General features: G+C 71.5%; 20 protein-coding genes. 15 read left to right on the top strand and 5 right to left on the bottom strand.

Annotated elements, in window-relative coordinates; genetic code table 11:
* Positions 1-371: 371 nt before the first annotated feature.
* Complete coding sequence (locus AMYNI_RS43670) at positions 372-3,248, bottom strand: AfsR/SARP family transcriptional regulator (protein WP_245573877.1); 2,877 nt, start codon at positions 3,246-3,248, stop codon at positions 372-374.
* 389 nt (positions 3,249-3,637) lie between these two features.
* On the opposite strand from AMYNI_RS43670, the gene AMYNI_RS0105625 reads away from it, so the two are divergent.
* The 3 genes from AMYNI_RS0105625 (at position 3,638) to AMYNI_RS0105615 (ending at position 7,615) form a co-directional block, all read left to right on the top strand.
* Complete coding sequence (locus AMYNI_RS0105625; protein WP_020667006.1) at positions 3,638-4,054, top strand: nuclear transport factor 2 family protein; 417 nt, start codon at positions 3,638-3,640, stop codon at positions 4,052-4,054.
* A gap of 55 nt (positions 4,055-4,109) precedes the next feature.
* On the top strand, positions 4,110-7,004 hold the full coding sequence (locus tag AMYNI_RS0105620) for an AfsR/SARP family transcriptional regulator (RefSeq protein ID WP_020667005.1): 2,895 nt from the start codon (positions 4,110-4,112) through the stop codon (positions 7,002-7,004).
* Between the two features lie 116 nt (positions 7,005-7,120).
* Entirely contained in the window at positions 7,121-7,615 is a 495-nt protein-coding gene (locus AMYNI_RS0105615; protein ID WP_020667004.1) for a hypothetical protein, read from the top strand.
* 87 nt (positions 7,616-7,702) lie between these two features.
* Here the strand turns inward: AMYNI_RS0105615 and AMYNI_RS0105610 are convergent, their stop codons facing one another.
* Positions 7,703-8,329 (bottom strand): TetR/AcrR family transcriptional regulator, encoded by a 627-nt coding sequence (locus AMYNI_RS0105610; RefSeq protein WP_020667003.1) that lies wholly within the window; start codon positions 8,327-8,329, stop codon positions 7,703-7,705.
* A gap of 92 nt (positions 8,330-8,421) precedes the next feature.
* On the opposite strand from AMYNI_RS0105610, the gene mca reads away from it, so the two are divergent.
* Positions 8,422-9,267 (top strand): mycothiol conjugate amidase Mca, encoded by an 846-nt coding sequence (gene mca, locus AMYNI_RS0105605; RefSeq protein WP_084628641.1) that lies wholly within the window; start codon positions 8,422-8,424, stop codon positions 9,265-9,267.
* Here mca and AMYNI_RS0105600 read toward each other — a convergent pair.
* On the bottom strand, positions 9,262-9,888 hold the full coding sequence (locus AMYNI_RS0105600) for a TetR/AcrR family transcriptional regulator (RefSeq protein ID WP_026360091.1): 627 nt from the start codon (positions 9,886-9,888) through the stop codon (positions 9,262-9,264). The genes mca and AMYNI_RS0105600 overlap by 6 nt on opposite strands.
* Positions 9,889-9,976: 88 nt before the next feature.
* Between AMYNI_RS0105600 and AMYNI_RS0105595 the strand changes: the two genes are divergently transcribed.
* Positions 9,977-13,087, top strand: a complete 3,111-nt coding sequence (locus tag AMYNI_RS0105595) for an MMPL/RND family transporter (RefSeq protein ID WP_020667000.1) — start codon at positions 9,977-9,979, stop codon at positions 13,085-13,087.
* Positions 13,088-13,107: 20 nt separating this feature from the next.
* Here AMYNI_RS0105595 and AMYNI_RS0105590 read toward each other — a convergent pair whose 3' ends face one another.
* Positions 13,108-14,001 carry a TIGR03564 family F420-dependent LLM class oxidoreductase gene (locus AMYNI_RS0105590; RefSeq protein WP_020666999.1) on the bottom strand — a complete coding sequence of 298 codons (894 nt, stop codon included), beginning with the start codon at positions 13,999-14,001 and terminating at the stop codon, positions 13,108-13,110.
* A 12-nt stretch (positions 14,002-14,013) separates the two neighbouring features.
* On the bottom strand, positions 14,014-14,703 hold the full coding sequence (locus AMYNI_RS0105585; RefSeq protein WP_020666998.1) for a TetR/AcrR family transcriptional regulator: 690 nt from the start codon (positions 14,701-14,703) through the stop codon (positions 14,014-14,016).
* A 148-nt stretch (positions 14,704-14,851) separates the two neighbouring features.
* Here AMYNI_RS0105585 and AMYNI_RS0105580 point away from each other — a divergent pair, with 148 nt between their 5' ends.
* From AMYNI_RS0105580 to AMYNI_RS0105535, 10 genes are all read left to right on the top strand, one after another.
* A complete protein-coding gene (locus AMYNI_RS0105580; protein WP_020666997.1) occupies positions 14,852-15,592 on the top strand; it encodes a class I SAM-dependent methyltransferase in 741 nt (246 codons plus the stop codon).
* Positions 15,593-15,632: 40 nt separating this feature from the next.
* A complete protein-coding gene (locus AMYNI_RS0105575) occupies positions 15,633-16,655 on the top strand; it encodes a FecCD family ABC transporter permease (RefSeq protein ID WP_425387937.1) in 1,023 nt (340 codons plus the stop codon).
* The gene (locus AMYNI_RS0105570; protein ID WP_020666995.1) at positions 16,655-17,479 is read left to right on the top strand and encodes an ABC transporter ATP-binding protein; all 825 of its coding nucleotides are present in this window, start codon (positions 16,655-16,657) and stop codon (positions 17,477-17,479) included. Before AMYNI_RS0105575 ends, AMYNI_RS0105570 begins: the two co-directional genes overlap by 1 nt.
* Positions 17,476-18,489, top strand: coding sequence for an ABC transporter substrate-binding protein (locus AMYNI_RS0105565; protein WP_020666994.1), 1,014 nt, complete (start codon positions 17,476-17,478; stop codon positions 18,487-18,489). Before AMYNI_RS0105570 ends, AMYNI_RS0105565 begins: the two co-directional genes overlap by 4 nt.
* Positions 18,490-18,512: 23 nt before the next feature.
* On the top strand, positions 18,513-19,571 hold the full coding sequence (locus tag AMYNI_RS0105560) for a pyridoxal-phosphate dependent enzyme (protein ID WP_051116457.1): 1,059 nt from the start codon (positions 18,513-18,515) through the stop codon (positions 19,569-19,571).
* A 34-nt stretch (positions 19,572-19,605) separates the two neighbouring features.
* Complete coding sequence (locus AMYNI_RS0105555; RefSeq protein WP_020666992.1) at positions 19,606-20,829, top strand: ATP-grasp domain-containing protein; 1,224 nt, start codon at positions 19,606-19,608, stop codon at positions 20,827-20,829.
* A 76-nt stretch (positions 20,830-20,905) separates the two neighbouring features.
* On the top strand, positions 20,906-21,115 hold the full coding sequence (locus AMYNI_RS48850) for a hypothetical protein (RefSeq protein ID WP_157357260.1): 210 nt from the start codon (positions 20,906-20,908) through the stop codon (positions 21,113-21,115).
* Positions 21,116-21,320: 205 nt separating this feature from the next.
* Positions 21,321-22,334 (top strand): histidine kinase dimerization/phosphoacceptor domain-containing protein, encoded by a 1,014-nt coding sequence (locus AMYNI_RS0105545; RefSeq protein ID WP_020666990.1) that lies wholly within the window; start codon positions 21,321-21,323, stop codon positions 22,332-22,334.
* Positions 22,331-23,479, top strand: coding sequence for a sensor histidine kinase (locus AMYNI_RS47035; protein ID WP_020666989.1), 1,149 nt, complete (start codon positions 22,331-22,333; stop codon positions 23,477-23,479). Before AMYNI_RS0105545 ends, AMYNI_RS47035 begins: the two co-directional genes overlap by 4 nt.
* Positions 23,476-24,081 (top strand): response regulator transcription factor, encoded by a 606-nt coding sequence (locus AMYNI_RS0105535; protein ID WP_020666988.1) that lies wholly within the window; start codon positions 23,476-23,478, stop codon positions 24,079-24,081. The genes AMYNI_RS47035 and AMYNI_RS0105535 overlap by 4 nt, the downstream gene beginning before the upstream one ends.
* Positions 24,082-24,233 lie beyond the last annotated feature (152 nt).

Genomic DNA, 24,233 nt, shown 5'->3' with positions numbered 1-24,233 from the left:
CAGGACTCCCGTCAGGGCCAGGGTAGCTACCTGCCGCTATCGCGCGGTTATCGTGAGCGACCTGGGCGGAGATAATGACGTGATAACCGGGCGGTCGCCGCCGCGATAATAGCGGGATGCCTGGTTCGTTTAGCTTCTATTCCAGCATTAACCACAAACGTTCAATGGTTCGCTGGAATGAGGTTTTGAAATGCGGTTTTTCACTGTATTGCAGGCAAAGGACACGCCCTGGGACTTCAAGTCCGAAACTGGCCGCTGACCGGCGGTTATGGGTGGAGAGGGGCCCCCGACGCGCTGGGGCCCTTTCCGCTTTCCAGGCTTTTTTCCGCCCGGCGGCACCGCTGTTTCCGGACGGCCTCCGCGGTTTCCGTTCATGCCGGTAGTCCGGCGGTCGCGGAGCGTGCACCGAGCAGCCGGGCCAGTTCTATTCGGACCTCCTCGACGCCGCCGAAGTCCATGCTCTTTTCCCGCACAGCGAGAGCGCTGCGCAGCAGATGCTCCGCTTCGTCCGGTCTGCCCAGTCCGGTGCTGATGGTGCCGAGCCGGTGCAGGATCCTGGCCTCACCGACCAGGTCGTGCGCGGCGCGCACGGTGTCCAGCAGGCCGGCCAGCAGCCGGTCCGCCTCGGCATACCGGCCCTGCAGCACCAGCAGCCCGCTGAGCAGGTACCGGACCTGCACCTCGACCCTGGAGCTGCCCACCTCGTGGCACATGGCCAGTGCCTCGCGCAGATGCGTCCCGGCGTCGGTGTGCGCACCGGCGTCCATCTCCAGCCTGGCCATCCCGGTCAGCACGTGCGCCTGCCCGATCAGATCGCCGGCGCGGCTGAAGTTCTCCAGCGCCTGCCGGTAGCGCCCGGCCGCGTCCGTGGTGTTCCCGCGCTGGCGGTCCAGCCAGGCCAGGTTGCGTTCGGTCATGGCCAGCCCGTGCGGGTCGCCGAGCTGTTCGAAGGTGCCGAGCGCGGGCGCCAGCACCTCCTCCGCGGCCGCGGGCTGGGCGCGGCTGAGGTACAGCGAGCCGAGCGAGCACAGCAGCGCCGCGGTGCCCCGCTGGTTGCCGGCCGCCCTGGTCGCGCCGAGCGCCTTGTGGTGCGTCCGCTCCCAGTTCTCGAAGTAGCAGCGGGACTCGAAGAGGCTGACCAGCGTCACCGCGAGGTCCCAGCACGGCTCGTGCAGCCCGGCGTCCGCGGTCAGCGACACCGCGGAGCAGAGGTTGAAATGCTCGGCCTCCAGCCAGTTCAGCGGATCGGAGAGCACCTTGCCGACATAGGTCGGGGACGGCTGCCAGCGGGGCGCGGTGCCGTGCAGCACGGTGAAGTCGCCGCCGTAGATCTTGCGGTGCGCCTCGTCGGCGATGGCCAGCCAGCCGCCGGCCACCCTGGCCAGCGCCGCGCGGCGGTCCTCGGTGCTCTCCCGCTCTTCGAGCTGCTCGCGGGCGAACAGCCGGATGATCTCGTGGAACTTGTAGCGCGGGCTGCCGTTGAGATCGAGGTCGGCGACCTCCAGCATCTGCGCGTCCACCAGCAGCTCGAGCAGGTCGGCGGCGTGGAAGTAGTCCTCGTCCAGCAACGCGGCCGCGGTCCACACCGGGTAGCTCATCCCGTCCAGCGAGCTGAGCAGCCGCAGCAGCCGGCGCGCGTCCGGGGCCAGCCCGTTGTAGGTCAGCGCCAGGCTGGCCCGCACCATCATCTCGCCGTGCGCCAGCTCGTCCAGCCGCCGTCTTTCGTCGGCGAGCCGTTCCATCATCCAGGCCAGCGACCAGCGCGGTCTCGCGGCCAGCCGGGCGGCCACGATGCGCAGCGCCAGCGGCAGCCCGCCGACCAGCCGGATCAGCGCCTCCGCGGCGGCGGGTTCGTCGGACACCCGCTTCTGGCCCATCACGTGCACCAGCAGCTGCAGCGACTGGTCCGGGTCGAGCACGTCCAGCTCGAGCATGTTCGCCCCGGCCAGCCCGGTCAGCCTGCTGCGGCTGGTCACGATCACCGCGCAGCTCGGGCTGCCCGGCAGCAGCGCGCGGACCTGGCTCTCCGCCGCCGCGTCGTCCAGCACCACCAGCATCTTCTTGCGGGCCAGCAGGCTCCGGTAGACCGCGGCGCGTTCGTCCACCGACTCCGGGATGGCCGAACCTGGCACACCGAGCGCGCGGATGAACCGGCTGAGCACGTCGCCGGGCTCCATCGGCTGCTCGCCGGTGCCGCCGAGGTCGCAGTAGAGCTGACCGTCCGGGAAATGCGGATCCCGCAGGCGATGGGCCACGTGCACGGCCAGCGCGCTCTTGCCGATACCCGGTTTGCCGACCATCACCACCACCCTGGTGGCGCGGTGGTCGCCCGGCTCGGAACCGCCGAGCAGCAGTTCGCCCGCCTCTTCGATCAGCTCGCCGCGGCCGGTGAAGTCACCGGTGTCGGCGGGCAGCTGCAACGGGGTGATCTGCGGCGCGGTGCTGGCCGCGGCCGGCGGCTCGCCGATCAGCAGCGACGTGTCCCCGGCCAGCACGGCCGCTTCCAGGTCACGCAGCTCGTTGCTCGGCTCCAGGCCGAGCTGGTCGATCAGCAGCTCCCGGCCGGCCCGGTAGGTGTCCAGCGCCTCGGCCTGCCTGCCGGACCGGTACAGCGCGAGCATCAGCTGGCTGCGCAACCGCTCCCGGAGTGGATAGTCGTTGACCAGCACGCTGATCTCGCCGATCAGCTGGTGGTGCTGGCCGAGCTGCAGCTCGAGGTCAAGGCAGGTTTCGATGGCGCTGAGCCGGTTCTCGTCCAGCTGAGCCGCCTTGGCCTGCAGGGTGCGGCTGGCGGTGCCGCTCAGCGCCGGGCCGCGCCACAGCCCGATCGCCTGGCGCAGCAACTGCGCCGCTTCGGCCGGGCGCTGCTGCTTGGCCAGCTCGTTCGCCTCACCGACCAGCTTCGCGAACAGCTCGGCGTCCAGCTCGTCTTCGGCCACCTGGAGCAGATAGCCCGGCGAACGGGTGAGGATCGCGCCCTCCATACCGATCTTGGCCAGGTTGTTGCGCAGCGTGGACACGCAGATCTGCACCTGGGTCCGCGCGGTCGCCGGCGGGCTGTCGTACCACAGCACGTCGATCAGCTTGTCGATGCTGACCAGCCTGTTCGCCTCCAGTAACAAGGCGCCGAGCACGATCTGCTGACGGCCAGGCGGTACCCGGAGTTGTCTACGTCCGCCACCGCCTACCTCGATCGGACCGAGGATCCGGTAGGCCGGGCCGGCGGGCCGGTCAACCTGGGTAGTCACGACGCCACCCTCCACACACTGTTCTGCCTGGGCCACTTTATGCGCTCCCTCGGTGATCGCGGACCTCCCAATGGGTGGTCGGTGGACCTTTCTTCGCACCGAGAGAGGACGGGGTCTCTTCCCGGGTACCTCGTCCGGTGGCTTGACACCGCGGTCGGCGGTACAAGTCTGCCGGTGATTCTCCTTGCGGGACAGGCGATAGTGACCCGATAGGTGATCGGAAGCAGGCCTGGACACACTGGCACAGCCAAGGTCGAGGGAAACCAGGGGTCCGAACCGGCAGGTGATATGGAGAGTTACGCACATCGAGTCGACGCGGCAGCCACATGACTTCCGACCTGAACAACCCGATGTTGAATAGGACACTAGGTATGATTCGGGGTAACGTTTTGCACACGGGTTCGGTCAGCGGGACCCTGACCACGGTGGGCATCGACCACGCGCGGCTCAGCTATCACTACCTCGACCTCGGGGACATGGACGGCTACGCGTCGCTGTTCGAGGCCGACGCGGTGGTCCGCATCCCCGGCAAGCCCACCATCCGCGGCCGGGACCGGCTCGAACGCCTGCACAGCGGGCCGCACGGTGGGCTGCACAGCGGACTGCAGAGCGGACTGCCGGCGCCGCGGCACTGCGAGCATCTGGTGCACGACGTGTTCGGCGCGGGGAACCGGGTCGCGGCGGTGGGCAGCCTGGTCGACGGCATCACCGGGGTGCAGGTCGATTTCGCGGATACCTTCACCATCTCGGACAGCGGGCTCATCAGGTCGCAGGTTCGCTATTTTTTTGCCGACCCCAGGGGTTAGATTTGCCCGGTCGTGGTAGATCCTGATCGGCCGCTGGGGATGGTGGGGCGATCTCGTGCAGTTCTCGGTGCTCGGACCGCTGGCCGCCTCGGTTGCGCTGCCTTCCGCGGGGCAGCCGCGCAGCCTGCTCGCGGTCCTGCTGGCGAAACCGAACGAGTTCGTGCACCGGGACCAGCTGGTGGACGAGCTGTGGCCGGACGGCGCACCGGCCAGCGCCACCGCGATCGTGCAGATCTCGGTCTCCAAGCTGCGCAAGGCGCTGGCCGACGGCGACCGGCTGCGCACCGGGCCGCGCGGATACCGGATCAACGTCGGCGAAGGGGAACTCGACGCCGACGAGTTCCTGGCACTGACCGGTTCCGCCGCGGCCGCGACCGACGGCGGCAGGCTGCTGCTGGAGCGGGCGCTGCGACTCTGGCGCGGGCCGGCGCTGGCCGATGTCACCGGCGGCCCGCTGCTGGAGGCGCACAAGCTCTGGCTGAACGACCGCCGCTGGTCGGCCTTCCGCGGCTGGGCCGAGCTGGAGCTGCGGGCCGGGCGGCACCACGAGGTGGTCGACGAACTGCTCCGCGCGGTCACCGAACGGCCCACCGACGAACCGCTGGTCGCCCAGCTGGTGCTGGCGCTGGAACGCTGCGGCCGGGCCGGGGACGCACTCGTTTGGCTGCGCCGGACCAGAATGGCGCTTTGGGAACAGGCCGGGGTCCGGCCGGGACCTGAGCTGGTCGGGCAGTACCGCCGGATCGCCGGGCGGGAATGGACCAGCGGCGGGACACCGGCGCAACTGCCGCCGGCCACCCCCGACTTCGCGGGCCGCTCGACCCTGCTCACCGAACTCGCCACGCTGACCAGGGCCGCGGCGCCGATCGTGCTGCACGGGCAGGCCGGATCGGGCAAGACCGCGCTCGCCGTGCAGACCGCGCACCGGATCCGCCGGCGCTTCCCGGACGGGCAGCTGTTCGCCGAGCTGCCCGGCGCCGGTGGCACCGCCGAAGTGCTCGGCCGGTTCCTGCGTGCGCTCGGCGTGGACGACGTGGACCTGCCGGCCGAGCCGGGCGAGCTGGTTTCGCTCTGGCGCGGGCAGACCGCCGGCAGGCGGCTGCTGGTGCTGCTGGACGGCGCGGCGAGCGAAGGGCAGGTGCGGGCGTTGCTGCCCAGCGGCGGAGGCTGTGCGGTACTGGTGACCTCCCGCCGCCGGCTGGCCGGCCTTGTCGGCGCGCGGCCGGTCGAGGTCGGCGACCTGAGCATGGCGGAGTCCTTCGAACTGCTCGGCGGGATCGCCGGACGGGAACGGCTGCTCGACGAACCGGATGCCACCTGCCGGCTGGTCGAAAGCTGCGAAGGGCACGCCTCGGCGGTGCGGGTGGCCGGGGCGAAACTGGCGCAGCGGCCGCATCTCCGGGTGACCGAGCTGGCGGGCAGGCTGCTTGACGAGCGCACCAGGCTGGACCAGCTCACCGCCGGGGACCTCAGCGTCCGCGCGATGGTCGCGCAGAGCGTGCTGGCCTGCCGCCCCGCCGAGCGGGACGCCCTGCGGCTGCTCGGCCTGCTCGGCGTGCCCGAGGCGTCCGAGCGGACCGCGGCCGCGTTGCTGGACCTGCCGCGACCCGCCGCCCGCGACCTGCTCGACGAGCTGGTGGACGCGCACCTGCTGCGCGCCGCGGGCCGCGACCCGCTGGACAGCGTGCGTTACCGCCTGCCCGGGTTCGTCCGGCTGTACGCGCGAGAAATGCCGCGCACCGCGCACGACGATGCCGCGCTGCGCCGGGCGCTGGAGTCCTACCTGTCGCTCGGCGACCGGATGCTGGCGGACCCGGCGCCCTGGTGCGAGCTGGAGGCGGAGAACCTCGCGGGCGCGGTGCGGGTGGCCAGCGCGGCCGGCTGGGACGAGCTCACCGATCGGCTGGCGGACCTGTACGCCGGCCTGGCCGGGGTGCGGCCGACCCGGCCGTGGAGCGGGGTGGTCTCACTGCTCGGTCTCGCCGCGGCCCGACGCCGGCCCGGCCAGGCCGGGGCGCCGGGCAAGCTGCTCACGCTCGGCACGTTGCAGTCCGAGCGCGGCCGGATTTCCCGTGCCAGGCGGTATTTCGCGCTGGCCGAAGCCCAGTTCCGGGAACTGGGCGACCAGTGCGGGACCGGGGCGGCGCTGATCGCGCTGGCGGATGTGGACGCGGAGCTCGGTGCCGGGCCGCAGGCGCTGACCAGGCTGCGGGAGGCGCTGGACGTGCTTCGCGCCTGCGGGGACGTGCGCGGCCAGTCCGTTGCCTCCTACCAGCTCGGCTCGCTGCTGGAGGACCTCGGCGACGTGCGGAGCGCGGTGGAAGGCTTCGAGGTCAGCATGCTGCTGGCCGGCAAGTGCGATGACACGCGGCTTTACGACCAGGCCGCCAAGCGGTACGCGGACGTGCTGCGGCGGCACGGGCAGCACGACCGGTCCGCCGAGCTGCTGGCCGACGCACTGACCGGGGCGGTCCGTTCCGGCGACCGGCACTGGGAGGCGCATGTCCTGCGCAGCCTCGGCGACCTGCACGGCGCGGCGGGCGAGTTCGCGGAGAGCAGGCGGCACCTGACCCGGTCGCTGGAGCTGTTCCAGGGCATGGAACACCGGCACGCGGCCGCGTACACGCACCGCGGGCTCGCCGACGCCTGCCAGCGGGACGGGGACCCGGCGCTGGCCGAATGGCACCTGCGGACCGCCCTGTCCACCTTCCGCGAGCTGGGGGACCGGCGCGGGACCGGGTACGCGATGGTGAGCCTCGGCCGGATTCGCGCGCGGGCCGGCGCGGTGCCGGCCGCGGCACAGACCCTGCGGAAGGCCGCCGGGCTGTTCCGGGAGCTGGGTTTCCCGCTGTGGGAATTGCGGGCGCTGGCCGAGCTGGAACCGGTGGAGAACGGCCAGGATGCGGACCAGGCTCGTGAAGCGCTGGCGAAGATCCGGCTCGGTTGGTAACCGGTTCGCCACCGGCGCCCGGCGCGTTTGGCGAAGTTATGGCGGCGCCGGATTTGCTGCGCGCATCAGTGCTGCACCAAGAGCGTCCACCAGGAGCGCCCACCAGGAGGTATGCCATGCGCGTAAGCCCGATACTGCCGCGCCTCGCCGTCACCACCGGCGTCGCCGCGGCCATGCTGCTCACCGTCAGCGGCACCGCTTCGGCCGCCACCAAGCTCACCCAGCCGCAGGCCGCGTCGAAACTGCGCGCGGCCGGGATCACCTGGTCCTCCAGCGGCGGCTGCACCACCAGGTCGAACCCGACCTGCACCTCCTTCGAACAGATCAACTCGAGCACGGTGGACGGGGTGATCACGCTGAAACGGGCGAGCGGTTGCGGGATCAACATCACCGGCGGCACCGAGGTGGGGCACGCGTCCGGTACGTACAGCCACTACAACGGCTACAAGGTGGACACCTCGCACAACGGCTGCCTGGACGGCTATGTCAAGGGCGCCTTCACCCGCATCGCCAACCGCGGCGACGGCTACCCGCAGTGGAAAGCGGCTTCCGGCAACATCTACTGCGACGAAGGCAGCCACTGGGACATCACCTACTACACCTCCGGCTAGCCCTTTCCTTTGCAGCGAAGGCCACCTTGCCTGCGTTGGATGCAGGCAAGGTGGCCTTCGCTGCGTCCGGGGTCAGCGGCAGGGGTTTCAGGGCGCGGGTGGGTAGGTGGAGAGGGAAGGGGCGAGGAGGGCGAAGACGGTGCGGGCGGAATCGGTGACGGCGGCGGCGATCCGGTCGTGCTCCTCGCCGGCCAGGGTGCGGCGCAGGACCTCGTCGAAGAGCACCCGGTGCGCGGCGGTGAGCTGGGCGGCGACCGCGCGCGGGGTGACACCGGGATCGCGGGTCTCTTCGGCGAGCACTTCGGCCAGCGCTCGCTCGCGGTCCTCGTGCATCTCGCGGAGCCGGGCGAGCAGGATCGGGCTCTCGTCGAGCATCCGGGCGAACTCGGGACCGGAGAAGCCGAGCAGCGCGTCCCGGCGGGCCAGTCCGTCCAAATAGGACTCACGCAGGGCGGCGAGCGCCGATTGGCCCGGCGGTCGTGCGGACACCGTGCGGGCCGGGCCGTCGACCAGCTCCCGGTACACGTCGAGCACGAGATCTTCCTTGCGCGGGAAGTGGTTGGTCACCGTCATCTTGGCCACCCCGGCGGCAGCCGCGACCTCGGCGATGGTCACCCGCTCGAACCCGCGCTCGATGAACAGCCTGGTCGCCAGGTCCGAGATGGTCTGCCTGGTCTGCCGCTTCCGAAGCTCACGAAGGCCGTCCGCGTTCACGACCCCAGTCTAGCCAAGTGGCTAGGTCTGACCTAAACTTAGGTCGGACCTAACGAAAGGCTGATGCGTTGCGCACGAACGACCTGCGGCTGATGGCCGTGCACGCCCACCCGGACGACGAGTCCAGCAAAGGGGCGGCGACGCTGGCCCGGTATGCCGCGGAAGGGGTGGAGGTACTGGTCGTCACCTGCACCGGCGGGGAACGGGGCGACGTGCTGAACCCGCGACTGGACCGGCCGGAGATCCGCCGCGACCTACCCGCGGTCCGGCGCCGGGAGATGGCCGCGGCGGCCGGGATTCTCGGGGTGCGCCAGCGGTTCCTCGGTTTCCCCGACTCCGGGCTGCCCGGCGGTGGCGAAAGCCTGCCGGACGGCTGTTTCGCCGCGCTGCCGGTGTCCGTCGCCGTCGCGGAGCTGGTGCGGGTGATCCGGGAGTTCCGGCCGCAGGTGCTGGTGACCTACGACGAGACCGGGGGATACCCGCATCCGGACCACGTCCGGACGCACGAGGTCGCGGCCGAGGCGTTCGGCGCGGCCGGGGACCCCGGGCGCTATCCGGACTCGGGACCGCCGTGGCGGCCGGCCAAGCTGTACTACCTGGCCACGCTGAGCCGGGCCTGGTTCCAGGCACTGCACGACGCGATGACCGTGCGCGGGATCGAGTCGCTGATCGGTCCGGTGCTGGCGGACTGGCCGGATACCGCGCCGGAGCTGGCGGTGACCACCAGGGTGCGCTGCGCGGAGTACTTCGAGACCAGGGACCGCGCGCTGTTCGCGCACGCCACCCAGGTCGACCCGGACCACCCGATGTTCGCGCACCCGCGCGCACTGGAGCGCGAGGTGTGGCCGACCGAGGATTACCACCTGGCCCGCAGCCACATCCCGGTTTCCCGGCCCGAAACCGACCTTTTCGCCGGCCTGCGGCCGAGCGGGCTATAGGTGGTCGAGGAGCCTGGCGACGGAATCGGGGTCGTCGACGGAGAAGAGCACGGCCTGCTGGCAGCAGCGTTCGCAGAGGCCGACCACCACCGAGCGGTCCACCTCGGGGTGGTCGAGCCAGGCCAGCACGGCCTCCTCGATGAACGCCTGGCAACCGCGCAGTGCCAGCGGCAGCGCCGGTCCGGTGCGGATGCCGGCGTCGGTCAGCGCGTCGACGAACCAGCCGCTGACCGTGTCGCGGATCTGCTCGTGCAGCGCCCGCATCTCCCGGTCGCCGCCGCTGGCCAGCCGGACGATCGTCGGATAGGCGGTGGGGTACTGCGTCACCGAGTCGAGCAGGGCGTGCGTGAAGTACCGCACCTGCTCGCTGAGCGTCAGCTCCGGGTCGGGTTTCATCCGCGCGAGCGCCTCGCTGGTGCCGGTGCGCAGGATCGCCTCGTGCAGGCCCTTCTTGGAGCCGAAGTAGTGGAACAGCAGCCCCGGTGAAACGCCGACGCCGGCCGCGACCTCGCCGACGCCGAGCTCGTCGATCGGCCGGGTCTCCAACATTTTCAGCGCCGTCTCCAGGATCAGCGCACGCCGTTCACCCGGCAACATCCTGGCAGCGGGACGAGGACGCATGACGAGCATCCTAGCTCCCGCCCCGACGCTGTTGACTCTCACTCAATAGTGGTCCTACTGTTGAGCGAGAATCAATAAGGGGACGCGCGTGGGGCATCGGGAACTGGGCATCTTCAAGCGGCTGGGCCGTTTCGTGACCCGGCACGCGGTGCCGGTGATCCTGTTCTGGGTCGCGCTGGCGGCCGGGCTCAACTTCGCCATCCCGCAGATCGAGCAGGTCATCGCGGAACGCTCGGCGCCCTTCGTGCCGGTGACCGCGGACTCCGTGCGCGCCACCGGCGAGGTGGCCGAGCGCTTCCACGAGGACGGCACCCAGGCGCTGGCGTTCGTGGTGCTCACCAACGACAACGGGCTCACCGGCGCGGATCGCGGCTACTACGACCTGCTGGCCGGGCGGTTGCGCGCGGACACCGGGCACGTGGCCTCGGTGCAGGACATCAACGTCCGTCCGGCGTTGAAGGACGCGGTCAGCAGCAAGGACGGCAAGTCGCTGTACCTGCCGGTCGGGTTGCACGGCACGATCGGCGCGCCGGAGGTCGCGGAGAACCTGCGGGCGGTCCGCGAGGCGGCCGCGGACCAGGAACACTCCGACGACCTCGAAGTGCACGTCACCGGCCCGGCCGCGACGATCGCGGACGAGCTGCAGGAGACCGAAAGCAGCATGCTCGCGATCACCGCCGCCACCGTGGTGCTGATCGCGCTGATCCTGCTGATGATCTACCGTTCGCTGGTCACCGCCCTGATTCCGCTCGCGGTGATCGGTATTTCGCTGGCGGTCTCGCGGGCCGTGGTCGCGTTCTGGGGCGAGCATTCGCTGCCGGTGTCCACCTTCACCACCGCGCTCACCACCGCGCTGGTGCTCGGCGCCGGCACGGACTACGCGGTGTTCCTGATCAGCCGGTTCCACGAGCACCGCAGGGCGGGTGTGGACTCGGGTGGCGCCGTCGCCGGGGCGACGTCCAAAGTGGCCGCGGTGATCGTGGCCTCCGGTGCCACCGTCGCCGCCGCCTGCGCCTGCCTGTTCTTCGCCGAGATCGGCATCTTCCGCACCACCGGGCCGGGGGTCTCGGTCAGCATCGTGATCACGCTGCTGGTCGCGCTCACCCTCACGCCCGCGCTGCTGACCGTGGCATCGAGGCGAGGGCTGGCCGAACCGCGCGGCGCGGCGCGCACCCGGCACTGGCGGGTGGCCGGTGCGCGAGTGGTGCGCGGACCTGGCCGGGTGCTCGCGCTGAGCCTGGTGCTGCTGATCGCGCTGGCCGCCTTCCTGCCCGGTATCCGGCTCAGCTTCGACGAGCGGGGCATGCAGCCGGACGGCACCGACAGCAACCTGGGCTACACGAGCCTCGCCGAGCACTTCCCGGCCAACGAGCTGCTGCCGGACTACCTGCTGATCGACGCCGGGCACGACCTGCGCAACCCGGCGGGCCTCGCCGCGCTGGAGAACGTCGCGGCCGCGGTGGCCAAGGTGCCCGGGGTGAGCATGGTCCGCGGAGCGACCCGGCCGCTGGGCAGCACGATCCCCGAGGCCTCGGTCGGCTACCAGTCCGGCCAGGTCGGCGAGCGGCTCGACTCCGCGGCGAAGCAACTCGCCGATGGACAGGGCAAGACCGATGAGCTCGCCGGTGGTGCCCGCGACCTGGCCGGCGGCACCAGGGAACTGGCCGGGGGAGCCGGTGGTCTGGTGGACGGCACCGGCCGGCTGGCCGAAGGTTCGAAGGCCGCGGTGGACGGGGCGGCCCGGCTGCTGACCGGGCTGGAAACCGCGGACGACGGCCTCGGCACCGCGGCCGGTGGTGCCCGCCAGCTCGAAGACGGTGCCGGGCAGCTCGCCGCCGGCGCCGGCCAGCTCGCGGACACCCTGAACTTCGCCTACCAGCAGGCGAAAACCCTCGCCGATGGGATCGGGCTCGCCCTCGACGGGCTGAATGCCAGCCCACTCTGCGGGCTGGATCCGTTCTGCCGCCAGGTGCGCGCCGGGCTGACCGAGATCTACCAGGCCGGTCGCACGCAGCTGATGGACGGCTTGAAGCAGCTCGCGGACGGTTCGCGGCGGCTGGCCGACGGCAACACCGAGCTGGCCGCGCGGATCGGTGAGCTGCGGTCCGGGCTGGACGCCGCGAGGGCGGGTATGGGCGAGCTGACCAGTGCGCAGCGGACCTTCAAGGACAAGCTCGGTGAGCTGTCGGCCGGCGCGGAGGCCGCGAACGACGGGGCCGGGCGGTTGGCCGAGGGCGCGGGTACGGCGGCCGACGGCGCGGGCCAGGTGCGCGACGGGACGGCCGCGCTGGCCGAGTCGACCGGGCAGCTGACCGGCGGGCTGCGGGAGGCGGCGGACTTCCTGCTGGAGGTCGGTGCCGGCGCCGGCGACCCGGCCATCGGCGGCTTCTACCTGCCGGCACGGGCCTTCGGCGACCCCAAGTTCGCGCTCGCCAGCGGGTACTTCCTCTCCGCGGACGGGCGGACCGCGCGGATGATCGTGCTCGGCGACTCGGATCCCTTCGGTGCCGCGGCGATCGAGCGGGCGAAGGCGGTGCGCCAGGCCGCGGAGCAGGCGGTGCGGAACTCGCCGCTGGCGGACGCCGGTATCGCGGCCACCGGGATGGCCGCCACCAACGCGGACCTGGCCGAGCTGGTGGAAAGCGACTTCCTGCTGGTCGCGCTGATGGCGCTGGCGACCATCTTCCTCATCCTGGTGCTGCTTCTGCGCGGTTTCGTCGCGCCGCTGTACCTGCTGCTGTCGGTGGTGCTGTCCTACGGGTCCGCGCTCGGCCTGTCGGTGGCGGTCTGGCAGCACCTGCTGCACCAGGACCTGCACTGGTCGGTCGCGCCGATTGCGTTCATCGCGCTGGTCGCGGTCGGCGCGGACTACAACCTGCTGCTGATCACCAGGATTCGCGACGAGTCGGTGCGCGGCACCAGGACCGGGATCATCCGCGCGGTCGGCGCCACCGGCGGGGTGATCACCTCGGCCGGGGTGATCTTCGCCGCGAGCATGTTCGCCATGCTGGCCGGCAGCGTGACCACCTTGGCCCAGATCGGCTTCACCGTCGGCGCCGGCTTGCTGCTGGACACCTTCCTGGTCCGCACCCTCACCGTGCCCGCGATCGCCGCCCTCCTCGGCGGCACCGGCCGGGCCCGCCCGTCTCCCGCCCTCCCCGGCGACGCAAAGGCAAAAAGCCGGCTATTTGCCCGGTGACCCCAAGGGCGAAAAGCCGGCTATTTGCCGGGGGTGGTGAGGGAGTGGAGCAGGGCGAGGGTGCGGGCGCGGTCCTCGGGCGGGCCGATCGGGATGGCCATCACCTCGGTGGCGCCCGCGTCGAACAGCTGGGTCAGCTGGGCGGTCACCGCGGCCTCGTCGCCGAGCAGGATGGTGTCCTGCGGGCCGGCCGCTCCTTCCCGCTCGAAGATCGCCGCATAGGCCGGAACCTGGGCCGCCGCCCCGAACTCCCGCGCGATCTCGGCCCGGCGGTCGTCCGGATCGGCGGTCACGCAGACCAGCTGCTGCGACACCACCCTGGGCGCCCGGTCCGCTTTGGTCACCGCCGGCACGATGTACTCGGCCAGGGTCGCCGCCCCGGCCCAGATGGAGATCACGCCGTCGGCCAACTCCCCGGCGACCCGCAGCATGGCCGGGCCGGTGGTGCCGACCAGCACCGAGGGCACCGCGGCACCCGGCACGTCCAGCTCGCCGACCGCGGTCAGCGTTTCGCCTCGATAGCAGACGCTTTCCCCGCGCAGCAACGGCATCAGCGCGGTCAGGTACTCGCGCAGGTGCCTGGCCGGGCGCTCGAAGGAGAATCCGAGCCGGTCCTGCATCAGGTACCGGTGGCTGACCCCGATGCCGAGGTCGAGCCGGTCGCCGATGGCGGAGGTGACGGTGCGCGCCTGAGCGGCCAGCGCGACCGGGTGCCGGGGGTAGGTCGGGGTCACCGAAACACCGAGCCGGACCCCGGGCACCTCGCGGCCGAGCACAGCCAGTGCGGTGAGCGCGTCCAGGCCGTGCCGCTGGCCGGTCCACACGGTGCCGAAGCGTTGCGCCGCCGCCCGCGCTTCGGCGGCCATTTGGTCCACAGTCACTCCGAGCTCGTTCACGAACAGCCCGATCCGCATGGCTCCCCCTGATCAGTAGGCCCGGTGCAACCGGGCGCGGTCCTGTTCCGCGGCCGCGCGGAACAGTTCGACGGCCGCCGGTGCGCAGGCCGCCAGTGCCTTCCTGGTGGGCTGGCGGGCCGGTTCCAGCGCGTGCCGGACGGCGTCCGCCAGCAGGTCCGCCTTGTGGTCCAGACCAAGGTCGGTCCGGCCTGGACGGTAGGAGTCGGTGAGCAGGAACCCGTGCAGGATCGCGTGGTAGGTGTAGGAGATCTCCGGCACGCCCAGATCCGCGCGGAGCAGGTCGTGCCCGGCGAGCAGGCGCAGGTAGTCGTCGAACGCGGTGTGGTGCGACTCGTCCTGATGGTCGTGCAGCGCCTTGGTGAGCTTGCCGAGCACCCCCGGATCGCCGGTGTAGAGCGCGTGCAGCAGCGGCCGCCGCAGCACGTTGCGGAAGTGGATCCTGGTCAGCTCGTGCAGCAGGATGCCGCGCGGGTCCGTGCGCAGCGCCTCGGCCAGCTCGTCCATCGAAGCGACCACCTCGCGCTGCAGTACCGCGAGGAACAGCGCCTCCCTGGTCTTCCAGTGCAGGTAGACGGTGCCCTTGCCGATGCCGGCGTGCTCGGCGACGTCCTCCACCGTGACTCGCCGGTAGCCCAGGCGCAGCAGCAGCTCGCCGGCCGCGTCGAGGATGCGCTCCGCCCGCTCGGATCTCGTGCTCACGGAACAAGCATATGACTGGATTTGAAATCCGGTCAATCGAAGCACAAGAGTTTCCAGGGACTGGGAAGATCCACCCGGCATCGGGAACCAGGAGCCGTCGCCCAACGACTAGTGCAGCGACCACCGCGAAACGAGGGGGAACGGACGGATGCCCTGGTACGACGATGACGAGCTGTGGGCTGGTTTCTCGGGCGCGATGTTCTCCGCGCGACGCTCGGCGGAGGCGGCCGGGCTGGTGTCCACCTCGCCCCTGCTGGACTTCCCGGCCGGCTCCAGGGTGCTCGACCTGTGCTGCGGCCCGGCGGTCTACCTGGTGCCGCTGGCCAGGGCGGGGCATGACGTGACCGGAGTGGACCTGAGCCCGGTCATGCTCGAACAGGCCGCCAAGGTCTGTTCGGAGGCGGACGTGCCGGTCCGGCTGGTCCAGGCCGACATGCTCGAGTACACCGAACCGCGGTCCTTCGACGTGGTGCTCAACATGTACACGTCGTTCGGCTACTTCACCGACCCCGGCGACAACCTGCGGGTGCTGCGCAACGCCCATGACTCGCTGGCGCCCGGCGGCACGCTGCTGATCGACGTGCTGGGCAAGGAGGTGCTGGCGAGCTGGGTCGGGCCGGCCAAGGCGGTGGACGTCGAGGGCGGCACCGTCTACATGCGGGACACGATCACCGACGACTGGACCCGGCTGCGCAGCGACTGGACGCTGGTCACCGGGGACACCGTGCGCCGGGCGTCGATCCATTCCTTCCTCTACAGCGCGGCCGAGCTGCGCGCGCTGTACGAGCGGGCCGGGTTCACCGACGTCGAGTGCTTCGGGGACTTCGACGGCAGCCCGTACGACAACCACGCCCGCCGGCTGATCGTGCGGGGCCGTCGTGCCACCTGAGTCACCCGGGCCAGCCGAGGTCAAGGGCGGCGCCGGCAGGCTGACCGTCGCGCTCGGCGGCCTCGCCGTGGTGCTGGTGCTTTCGGTGCTCGCCGGCATCTCGCTCGGCCCGACCGTGGTGCCGCTCGGGCAGGTGCTGCGCTACCTCGGCGCGGCGCTGACCGGCGGGCAGATCGGCGCCGACGAGGTGACCGGCTACGCGATCGTCTGGGAGGTCCGCACCCCGCGGGTGCTGCTCGCGGTGCTGGTGGGCGCCGGGCTGAGCGTGGTCGGGGTGGCGATCCAAGCGCTGGTGCGCAACGCGCTGGCCGACCCGTTCGTGCTGGGCATCTCCTCGGGCGCGTCGGTGGGGGCGACCGCGGTGGTGGTGTTCGGCGTTTTCGCCGGCCTCGGTGTGTATGCGCTGTCCGCCGCCGCCTTTATCGGCGCGCTCGCTGCCACCGTGCTGGTCTACCTCGCCGCGCGCAGCCCGCTCGGCATCACCCCGCTGCGGCTGGTGCTCACCGGGGTCGCGCTGACCTACGCCTTCCAGGCGGTGATGAGCCTGCTGGTGTTCCTTTCGCCGAACGGCCAGGCCGCGCAGACGGTGCTGTTCTGGCTGCTCGGCAGCCTCGGCGCGGCGAGCTGGCAGTCGCTGCCGATCGCCGGGGCGGCGGTGGCGGTGACCGTGCTGGTGCTGCTGCGCAAGAGCCGTTCGCTGGACGTGCTCTCGCTCGGCGACGAGACCGCGGCCAGCCTCGGCGTGGACGCGGAACGGTTGCGGCGCTGGCTTTTCCTGCTCACCGCCGGCGCCACCGGGCTGCTGGTCGCGGTCAGCGGGGCGATCGGTTTCGTCGGGCTGGTGCTGCCGCACGTGATCCGGATGGTGGTCGGCTCCGGGCACCGGCGGGTGCTCGCGGTGGCGCCGCTGGCCGGTGCCTGCTTCCTGGTCTGGGTGGACGTGCTGGCGCGCACCGTGGTGGCACCGGAGGAGCTGCCGCTCGGGGTGATCACCGCGCTGATCGGGGTGCCGGTGTTCCTGGTGGTGCTGCGCCGCCGCGGCTACCTGTTCGGAGGCCGTTGATGAGCGAGGTGACCCCGAAATCCCTTTCGCTGCGCGAAGTTTCCGTGGAGGTCGCCGGCAAGAAGCTGGTCAGCGAGCTCCGGCTGGACGTCGGCGCGGGTGAGGTGGTCGGGCTGGTCGGGCCGAACGGTGCCGGGAAGTCCACCGCGCTGCGCTGCGTCTACCGCGCGCTGCGGCCGAGCTCCGGCGCGGTGCTGCTGGACGGCGAGGACCTCAGCGGCACCAGCCTGCGCGACAGCGCCCGCTCGATCGCCGCGCTGACCCAGGACAGCCACGCCGAACTGGACTTCACCGTGGCCGAGGTGGTCGCGCTTGGCCGGTCGCCGCACCAGCGCGGCAACGCGAGGCTGACCGACCGCGAACGGGGACTTTGCCGGGAAGCACTGGCGCGAATGGACATCGCGCACCTGGAGTCGCGCAGCGTGCTCACCCTCTCCGGCGGGGAGCGGCAGCGGGTGCTGGTGGCCAGGGCGCTGGTGCAGGAGCCGCGGGTGCTGGTGCTCGACGAGCCGACCAACCACCTCGACGTCCGGCACCAGATCGAGCTGCTGTCCTTTCTGCACGGCTGCGGGCTGACCGTGCTGGTCGCGCTGCACGACCTGAACCTGGCCGCCGCGGTCTGCGACCGGATCGCGGTGCTGCGGTCCGGTTCGCTGGTCGCCTGCGGGAAACCGGCCGAGGTGCTGACGCCCCGGCTGATCTGCGAGGTGTTCGGGGTGGAGGTCACCGTGGTGACCCACCCGCGCACCGGAGCCACCCAGCTGCTCTACGACCTCGGGGCCGTGGAGACCGATCAGACCATCGAGAAGGGAAGGGCACGATGATGCGGTCTGTGCCGTTTCGCGCCACCGTCGCGACCTTGGCGTTCGCTCTGCTGGCCCTGGGCTGCGGGGCCTGCGGGGCCACCGTGGAAGAACCGTCCGCGGCGGACCCGGCGGCGCCGGCCACCGTGACCAACTGCGGTGCGCAGGTCGGCTATCCGCTGCCGCAGCGCGCGGTGGCTTACGACGTCAGCGGTGCGGACAAGCTGTTCGCGCTCGGGCTGGCGGACCGGCTGCGGGGGTACGTGATGAACAAGCTCGGCGACCCGTCCATCGACAGCTCTCCGTACAAGGCGGACTACCAGAAGGTGGCGCGGCTGGGCTCGTCCAAGATCACCAGGGAGATCCTGGTCGAGGCCAAGGCGGACTGGGTGCTGGCCGGTTGGAACTCCGGGTTCAGCGAGGAACGCGGGATCACCCCGCAACTGCTCGACCAGGTCGGCATCCGCAGCTACCTGCATTCGGAGACCTGCTGGGGCTACGGCGACAAGAAGACCGACATCGCCCCGCTGGAAGCGCTCTACGCCGACCTGCTCAACCTGGGCAAGATCTTCCGGGTGGAGCCGAAGGCCGAGCAGCTCGTCGGCGAGCTGCGCGATCGGATCGCCAAGGTCCGCGCGAGCGTGCCGGCCGGTGCCGTGCCGGCGAAGGTGTTCGTCTACGACTCCGGGGTGGACCAGCCGTTCACCGCCGGCCGCCATGCCGCGCCGAACGACGTCATCACCGCCGCCGGTGGCCGCAATGTGTTCGGGGAGCTGGAAAAGGGCTGGGCCGCGGTCGGCTGGGAACCGGTGGTGCAGGCCGAGCCGGAGGCGATCGTGGTGGTCGACTACGCCGACCAGCCCGCCGCGCAGAAGATCGAGTACCTGAAGTCGGTGCCGGGCCTGCAGAACGCCCCGGCGGTGCGGGAGAACCGGTTCCACGTGATGTCCTACGGCGATCTGGTCAGCGGGCCGCGCAACGCGCAGGCGGCCGAGAACCTGGCCGGCTACCTGCGGTCGATCGGCCGGTGACGGCGGTGACCTCCCTGCCGGACCTGACCGCCGCGAGCGCCACCGTGCACGAGCACATCACCGACGCGATCAAGAGCCCGAGCCTGATCCGGCTGGCCCCGAACGTGGTGCTCGCCAGGTTCGAGACGATGAAGGTGTACGCGGCGCTCGGCGCGGTCCGCACCCTGCTCGACCGCGGCACCGTCCGGCCGGGGCAGACGCTGGTGGACTCTTCCAGCGGGATCTACGCGCTGGCACTGGCGATGGCGTGCCACCGGTACGGGCTGCGCTGCCACATCGTCGCCTCCACCACGGTGGACGCCGGCATGCGGGCGCAGCTCGAGGTGCTCGGGGCCGAAGTGGACCAGATGCCGCCGTCGGAGGACCTGCGGCTGGACCAGGAGCGGCGGGTGCGCCGGGTCCGGCAGCTGCTCGCCCAGCGGCCGGACATGCACTGGATGCGGCAGTACCACGACGCGGTGCACTACGCGGGTTACGCGGAACTGGCCGAGCTGGTCGCCGCGGCACTGCCGCCGGGCCCGGTCACCGTGGTCGGCTCGGTCGGCACCGGCGCGTCCACCGGCGGGCTGGTCGAACGCCTTCGCCTGGACGATCCGGACGTGCGGCTGCTCGGTGTCCAGCCGTTCGGCAGCGTCACCTTCGGCAGTGAGCGGTTCCCCGACCCGGACGCCATCATCGCCGGCATCGGCAGCTCGATCCCGTTCGAGAACGTGCGCCACCGGCTCTACGACCGGTTGCACTGGCTGGGTTTCTCGCACGCCATGGCCGGCGCGGTCGGCCTGCTGCGCGAGCACGCGGTGTTCGCCGGGCTGTCCACCGGCGCGGCGTACCTGGCGACCCGCTGGGAGGCGCGGCGGCATCCGGAACGGACCCATCTCGTGATCGGGGCGGACACCGGACATCGTTATGTGGAAAGGGTTTTCTCCCGGCACGCGGAGGCGCTGGACCCGGCGGTGCTGTGGCCTTCGGAGATCGGTTCGCTGGCCGAGCTGACCCCGCCATGGTCCACAATGGACTGGGCGCGCCGGCCCTACTTTGGTGCCGGGGGAGTGTCGGATTCGAGGGAGGTTACAGCGTTATGACCACCGACGACGCACTCTTTACCGCGGAGGAGATATGACCATCGTGCTGCTGGAGGCGCTGAGCTTCGGGCTGGGCAGGCTGGCCGATGCGGCGGCACAGGTGGGGCAGCGGCTGGTGCTGTTCACCGGGCACCGCTCGCTCTACCTGCACGAGCTGTCCCGGCTGCCGGACGGCGCGCTGGAGGTGGTGGACCTCGACACGGACGACGAGGCCGCGTGCGCGGCAGCGCTGGCGCGGATCCACGACCTGGCCGGGCTGATCAGCTCCACCGACACCTGGGGACTCGCCGGTGCCCGGCTCGCCACGCAGTTCGGCCTGCCTGGACCGGGGGAGCGGGCCGTGCGGACCGCCCGCGACAAGGGCGAGGTGCGGCGGCTGCTGCACGAGCGGGGCCTTGGCCGGGGTGTCGCGATCGACGTACCCGACGGCACCGAAAGCGCTGCTGGGGTGGACGAGGTGCTGCGCTCGGTCGGGCTGCCCGCGATCGTCAAGGACTCGGCGGGCACGTCCTCGCGGGACGTGTGGCTGGCCAGGAGCACCGGCGAGCTGCGGTACGCGCTCGCGGCCGCCGGCACGAGTGTCCTCAAAGGACGATTGATCGCTGAGCCGTTCTTCGCCGGTCCGATATACAGCGCGGAAACCCTCACCTGGCAAGGGAAAACGCGGCTGCTCGGGGTGTCAAGCAGGCAGCTGTCGGCGGAACCGTGGTTCCGGGAGGAGGCGTGCGCCTTCCCCGTCGGTTTCGGCGAGAAGGACCTGGCTTCGGTGCAGGAGTGGGTGGCGGGGGTGCTGGCCGCGGCCGGGCAGCACCGCGGGTTCGCGCACGTCGAGTTCGCCTTGACCGCGGACGGCCCGGAGCTGGTGGAGATCAACGGGCGGATCGGCGGGGCGATGGTGGGCGAGGCGCTGTGCCGCTCGCTGGGTACCAACGTGTACGTCGCGATGATCGAGATGGCGCTCGGCCGCCGTCCCGCCCTGCTCGACGCCGCCGTCCCCGGTGGACCGGCGACCGCCTTCGTGCTCGTCTACGCGCCGGTGGCCGGGACGCTCACCGGCTGGTCCGGGATCGACGCGCTGGCCGCGTACCCGGGAGACCCCGAGTGGTACCCGACCGCACCGACCGGCCGCCGCCTGGAGCACCTGACCGACCAGCGCGGCTGCACCGGCATCGTGCTGGTGCACGGAGACACCGCCGAGCTCGCCCTGCACCGGGCGTTGAGCGCCGCCGGTGCGGTCCGGCCGTTGCTCGATCCCTGACCTAGCAAACGGCCGGTGTGCGCGAAGCAGGTGGGAGGGGGCTGACGGCCGGGAATGGCTGTGTCACGGTGAAGGCGTGAGTGAAGGCAGTGAAGCGGGGCGGTCCGGGATGGACTGCGCGACGGTGGCAGAGGTAGCGGTGCAGATCGACGCGCGGGAGGCGCTGGTGCGGCTCGGGCTGGCGCAGTACGAGTCGATGGCGGGCAACGGCCGCCGGGTGGCCGGGCTGGTGGAGGCCCAGCGGATCATCCGCGAACTAGCCGGTATCCCGGAACTGCGCGCCTGAGCGAGCGTCCGCATACCCGCGGTGACCTGTGGGATCCGCATCGTTCTCAAACGGACACCAGGCCCGCACTCCCGCCCAGGATCGTGCTGGCGCAGCCGGCAATGGCGTGCCTATCCTTGGCCGACCCTGCCGGTGCGGGGTCGTGGTCAACCGCGGGGGTACTCGGGTCCGCAGCCGGACTGGGGGCGGGTGAACCCGCACTGGGGTGGGAGTCGGACTGAAACAGCAGCGAGGGCCGCACGGCTTCCTTCGGCTCGCCACCGCTGGTGTGGTCGCCTACACGCTGGCGCTGGTGCTCACCGGTCTGCTCCGGATCGCGGTCTCCCGGAACGAGCCAGGTCATCTCTGGCAGGCGCTGGTGGCCACCGCCGCCTACCTGCCGATCCTGCTCTGGCTGGTGCTCTCGCTCGCCGAAGGGCAGCGGCCGCGCCGGGCCGGGCTGGCGCTGGCCGTGGTCGGCGTGGTGAACGTCGGGATGATCCCGGTGATCGGCGCGGACTGGCTCGGCACCCTGCAACCGCTCGCCGCGCTCTGCCTCGTCGTGCCGCGCCCGCCGTGGTCGTTCGTGCTCTTCGGCGGCTGCGCGGCCGCGGAGGTGCCGCTGGCGTTGGCCTTCGACGCCCCGGAGTGGGCGGTCTTCTACCCGTTCGGCGTGCTCGTCTTCGGCGGGTCGCTGGCCCTGCCGCTGTGGCTGATCGGCGCGGCGCGGCAGCTGCACGCGGCCAGGCTGGAGCTGGCCGCGGAAGCCGTGGTGCGGGAGCGGCTGCGGATCGACGGTGAGCTGCGGCAGACCGTCGGCGCGGCGCTGGAGTCGATCGCGACGGCGGGGGACCGGGCCGGTGCGCTCGCGGTGCGCGACCCTGCCGCCGCGGAACGCGAACTGGACACGCTGGTGGGCATTTCCCGCCGGGCGCTGTCGGAGACCCGGCGGATGCTCACCCGGTACCAGCGGGTCGTCCTGCGCACCGAACTGGACACCGCGACGGCGCTGCTGACCGCGGCCGGCATCGAAACCCGGCTGGAGCTGCCGGACGAACTGCCCGAGGAACTGCCCGAAGAGGTGCGTTCGGCGCTGCGCCGGGTGCTCGGCCGGATACTCGCCGACGCCACCCTCCGGCGGTGCGTCGTGACGGTCTCCGCGCCCGGCGGCCGGGTGCGCATCGAACTCTGCGCGGAAGGCGCCGAGAACGCCGGTATCCGCGAGGTGATCGCGCCTTGAGCAGCCTCGCCCAGTCCGGGGTGGGCCCGCACTTCTGGACCGCCGAACGAGCCACCCGGCTGCTGGTGGTGCTGAACCTGCCGGTGCTGATCATCTGCGCCGTGGTGACCAGCGTCAGCGGCCCGGAACAGGTCGACCCGCTGCTGCCGATACTGGGCGCCGTGGTGATCGGCGTCCTGCAGCTGCGGCACAGCCTCGCCGAGGCGCGCGGGACGAGGCCCAAGTACGGCGCGCTCACGTTCCTGGTGCTGGCCCTCGCGGTCTACCTGCCGTTGCCGTGGTTCGGCTGGAGCTGGGCCGGCATGCAGGTGTACGTGATCGTGTCGGCCCCGATGGCGCTGCCCCGGCGGTTCGGCCTGGTGCTTTCGACCCTCTCGCTGCTGTCGCTGCCGTTGCAGGGGGACGGCTGGACCACGCTGCAGCACGACGAGTTCGGGCTGTTCCTCTACCAGGCGACCCGCGGCGCGCTCACCTACGCCATCGCCGCCGGCGCGCTGTATGCGGTGACCCGGCTGCTGCGGCTGGTCGAACAGCTGCAGGCGGCCAGGGTCGGCCTCGCCCAGCTGGCCATCGGCCGGGAACGGCTGCGGGTCTCCCGCGACCTGCACGACCTGCTCGGCCAGAGCCTGTCCGCGGTGGCACTCAAGGGCGAGCTGGCGGCCAGGCTGCTGCTCGCCGACCCGGACACCGCACGGGCCGAGATCGAGAGCCTGACCGAGGTCGCCCGCGGCGCGCTGCGCGGAGTCCGCGAGGTCACCAGCGACCAGCACCGGGTGTCGCTGCGCTCCGAGGTGGACAGCGCGCGGGCGTTGTTGTCGGCGGCCGGGATCGAGGCCATGATCGAGGTGGACCTGCCCGAACTGTCCGCCGGGCTGGAGGACGTGCTCGGCTGGGCGGTCCGGGAGGGTGCGACCAACGTGCTCCGGCACAGCACGGCCGATACCTGCGAGATCCGCGCGGCCCGCCGTGCTGGCCTGGTGTACTTGGAGATGCTGAACAACGGCGCGGAAGGTCCGGTTGGCGCGGGCACCGGGCTGGCCGGGCTGACCGCGCGCGCCCGCGCGCTGTCCGGTTCGGTGCTGGCCGAGGCGGTCCGGGGTGGCCGGTTCCGGCTGCTCGTCGAAGTTCCCGAGGAGGTCCGGTGATCCGCATACTCATCGCCGAGGACATGAACCTGATCCGTGGTGCGCTGGTGGCGCTGCTGTCCTTGGAGGACGACCTGCGCGTGGTCGCCGAGGTCGCCACCGGCACCCAGATCGTGGACGCGGCGCTGCGCACCCGGCCGGACGTCGCGGTGGTCGACATCGACCTGCCGGGGATGGACGGGCTCGCCGCCGCCGGGTTGCTCGCCGAGCGGCTGCCGGACTGCCGGATCCTGGTGCTCACCGGCCTCGGCCAGCCCGGTCACCTGCTGCGCGCGCTGCGGGTGCACGTGCGGGGCTTCATCCTCAAGGACGCGCCGGCGCAGACCCTCGCCGACGGGATCCGCCGGGTGGCCGCGGGGGAGCGGGTGATCGACCCCGAGCTGATCGCCACCGCGCTGGAGGTCGGCGCCAGCCCGCTGACCAGCCGCGAGGCGGACGCGCTGCTTGCCGCGGACACCGGCCTGTCCACCGAGCAGATCGCCACGAAACTGTCGCTTTCGCCGGCCACCGTGCGCAACTACCTGTCCAACGCGATCGGGAAGGTCGGCGCGCGCAACCGGATCGACGCCATCCGCACCGCGCGGGAAGCGGGCTGGCTGTAGTTTTCACGACAGAGTTTTCCCGACAGGTTTCCCGAATTTCGCCGGGCGGTTTCACGCCTGCCTGAAACCGTTTCCGCGACCGTCCGAACTGGTGAGAATCATACTGTCGTCAGCCGTCGACAGCTTGTGGGGAACTCACCAACGAGGAGAAA

Origin of the sequence: Amycolatopsis nigrescens CSC17Ta-90 (assembly GCF_000384315.1) — a bacterium.
In the GTDB taxonomy this organism is placed as follows: domain Bacteria; phylum Actinomycetota; class Actinomycetes; order Mycobacteriales; family Pseudonocardiaceae; genus Amycolatopsis; species Amycolatopsis nigrescens.
Note: the sequence above shows the minus strand (reverse complement) of the source record. Positions and strands in the feature narration are given on the sequence as shown.